Raw genomic sequence first — 3,098 nt, 5'->3', positions numbered from 1 at the left:
CGCGCCGCTCGGCCGCCGCGCCATGGCCGTGGTGTGTGCCCGCCGGGACGGCCTGGTTGCCAACATCACCCGCTGGGTACGGTTCGACGCCGGCACCCCGGAAGAGCTCGACGCCGAGGCCCGCATCGCAGCCGTTGAGGCGGACATCTTCGACGCGACGGTACCGGGCGCGCGGCTGGACAGCATCTTCGGTGAGATCAAGTCGGCTTACGTCCGGCATGGTTTCGGCGCGGAGCAGTGGGAGCAGCACCACCAGGGCGGTCCCGCTGGCTACGCCGGCCGCGACCCCCGCGTCACGGCCGGCGTCACGGATACCGTGGTCCTCAACCAGCCGTTCACATGGAACCCGTCGGGTCCGGGAGTCAAGATCGAAGACACCGTGCAGGTTACCGGGGCCGGGCTGGTGGTCCTGACGGTGGACGAGCGCTGGCCCTCCACCACGGTCAACGGCCTGCGACGCCCGGTCACCCTGCAGCTCTAGCCTCACGCTCTCTCACTTGATGACGTCTTCTGACACTGCAACGCGGGGTCACTTACCGCCCAATTCAAGGCCTTTGATGGGCTAAAAGTGACCCCGCGTTGCTCTCACTTAATGACGAGAACGCGAAAACGCTCCTGCAGTTGTTGCCGACAGTAAGGCAACAACTGCAAGAGCGTTTCGGTTAAAGCCACATCAACTGCAAGAGCGTTGCGGTTCGGGCGGCATCAACTGCAAGAGGGTTGCTAGGGGAGGCGGAGCTCACCGTCCACGCGGCGCGGGATGCCGAGCGGGTTGCTCTCGCGCAGGGCCGGGTGCAGGACCGTTTCCGGTGCATCCTGATAGGCGACGGGGCGCTGGAAACGGCGGACCGCCGTCGCGCCTACCGAGGTGAACAGCGACGTGGTGGCCGGGTACGGGCCGCCGTGCTGCTGCGCCCAGTTCACCGCGACGCCGGTGGGCCAGCCGTCGAAGAGTACCCGGCCTGCCAGGCCGGACAGTTGCTCCACGAGGTCCGCGATGTCCTCACCCGGCTGGGCATGGACCGTGGCGGTCAGGCTGCCTGGAACCTTGGCGAGGGCTGCCGAGAGCTCCTCCTGGTCCGCGTATTCGATCAGCAGCGTAGTGGGCCCGAAGCACTCTTCCAGGAGCTCGTCCGGACGGGCCAGGACGTTGGCGGCGGAGGTGGAGAACACCACGGGGGCGGCGCCGTCGCGGGTTGCGTCCTGGTCCGCGGAGCCGCTGACAATGGTCACATCGGGCAGCGACGCCACGCTGCGCAGGCCATCCGGGTAGGCGTCGGAGATCCGGGTGGTGAGCATGGGCGCCGTCGGCTTATCCTTGCTGGCTTCAGCGAGTTCAGCGGCGAATCCGGTCCCCGCAGGGATGAACACCAGGCCGGGCTTGGTGCAGAACTGGCCGGCGCCCATCGTGAACGACGCCGCAAGTCCCGCCGCGAGCTGGCCGGAACGCTCCGCCAGGGCGGCCTCCGTGATGACTACCGGGTTCAGGCTGCCCAGCTCGCCGTAGAACGGGATGGGATCGGGACGGGAGACTGCGAGGTCAAAGAGCGCCCGGCCACCGGGAATGGACCCGGTGAACCCCACGGCCTTGATGGCGGGATCCTGGACCAGCGCGGTGCCTACCTCGCGGCCGCTCACCAGGGCAAACAATCCGTCCGGAGCGCCGGCGGACCGCAGGGCTTCGGTGACCACCTCGGCCGTCCGCTCGGACAGTTTCAGGTGGCCCGAGTGTGCCTTGACGATCACCGAGGAGCCAACAGCCAGTGCGGAGGCGGTATCGCCGCCGGCCACAGAAAAGGCGAACGGGAAGTTGGAGGCGGAGAAGACAGCCACCGGGCCGATGGGACGCAGGATGCGGCGCAGGTCAGGCTTGGGTGGGGTGGCGGACGGGTCCGCATGGTCGATGACTGCCTCGAGGTAGGAGCCTTCGGTGATCACGCGGGCGAACAGCCGGAGCTGTCCGGACGTCCGGGCCACTTCGCCTGTCAGGCGGGCAGTGCCGAGGCTGGTTTCGGAGTCCGCGATGTCCACCAATTCGGCCACGTTGGCGTCCAGGGCGTCGGCGACGGCGGTGAGCCAGGCTGCGCGGTCGGCGTCGGAGGCGTTGGCCGAGATGGCGGCGGCCTGCGTTGCGGCGGCCGTGAGCTCTGAAAGTGAAAGGGTTGCAGTTGTCACTGGGGTACCTGTGTTTCGTCGGGAGGTGGTGGTGTCTGCGGTCATAGTCTGCGGGGCGACTGGAGCCTCAGCCCAGCGCGTTGGAGGTGAAGCGGAAGCCCAGTCCCGGCTGGTCCGTGAGTGTCAGGCGGCTGCTGCTGACGCGGACCGGCGACGGCCCGGCCAGGATGCCCAGCTGTTCGAAGGACGCGTCCTCCACGTCCTCCACGAGCGTGGGCTCCGCCAGTGTGAGAGCGAGCTGCCCGGAAAGTTCCGGCAGCAGGTGCGGCATCACGCGGATGCTGTTGGTCCGGGCCAGCTCAGCGATCCGGCGGAATGGCGTGATGCCGCCTACCCGGATGATGTTGGGCTGGATGATGTCCACCGCCTCCGCCTCAATGAAATCGCGGAAGCGGTAGATGGTGTGAAGGTTTTCGCCGAGGGCGATGGGTACCGGTGAATGCTTGCGCAGCCTGCGGTAGGCCCAAAGGTCATCCGCGCGGATGGGCTCCTCCAGCCACTCCAGTCCGAACTCCGCGAGGACGTCCAGGGCTTTGAAGGTGGTGGGCAGGTCCCACCGCTGGTTGGCGTCGATCATCAGCTTGCGATCCGGGCCCAGCACGGACCGGACTGCCGCCACACGCTCGGCGTCCTCGCGGATGTCGGGCTTGCCCACCTTGATCTTGACGGCCCGGTGCCCGGCGGCGACCCAGCGTTCGGTCTGCGCCACCAGTTCCTCGAGGGTGTAATGCAGGTTCACGCCGGAACCGTAGACCTCCGCGGACTCCTGCCGCTGGCCCAGCAGCCCGGTAACCGAGGCCTGTGCCCGGCGCGCCTGCAGGTCCCACAGGGCCAGGTCGACGCCGGCCATGGCGATGGTGGTCAGCCCCCCGCCGCCGGCCTCATGCAGCCGTTTCCACAGCGCGTCCCACACCGTCTCGGGG

At 68.2% G+C, this 3,098-nt stretch carries 2 protein-coding genes and 1 pseudogene; 1 reads left to right on the top strand and 2 read right to left on the bottom strand.

The features are described from left to right. Positions 1 to 481, top strand: a pseudogene (locus DBR22_RS20955) (M24 family metallopeptidase); the annotation flags it as partial. Between the two features lie 242 nt (positions 482 to 723). Here DBR22_RS20955 and DBR22_RS20950 read toward each other — a convergent pair. Further along, positions 724 to 2,175, bottom strand: a complete 1,452-nt coding sequence (locus DBR22_RS20950) for an aldehyde dehydrogenase (NADP(+)) (RefSeq protein ID WP_108600578.1) — start codon at positions 2,173 to 2,175, stop codon at positions 724 to 726. A 67-nt stretch (positions 2,176 to 2,242) separates the two neighbouring features. After that, on the bottom strand, positions 2,243 to 3,098 hold an 856-nt coding region (locus DBR22_RS20945), incomplete at its 5' end, for a mandelate racemase/muconate lactonizing enzyme family protein (protein ID WP_108600577.1).

The organism is Arthrobacter sp. HMWF013 (assembly GCF_003061105.1).
Lineage (GTDB): Bacteria > Actinomycetota > Actinomycetes > Actinomycetales > Micrococcaceae > Arthrobacter.
Note: the sequence above shows the minus strand (reverse complement) of the source record. Positions and strands in the feature narration are given on the sequence as shown.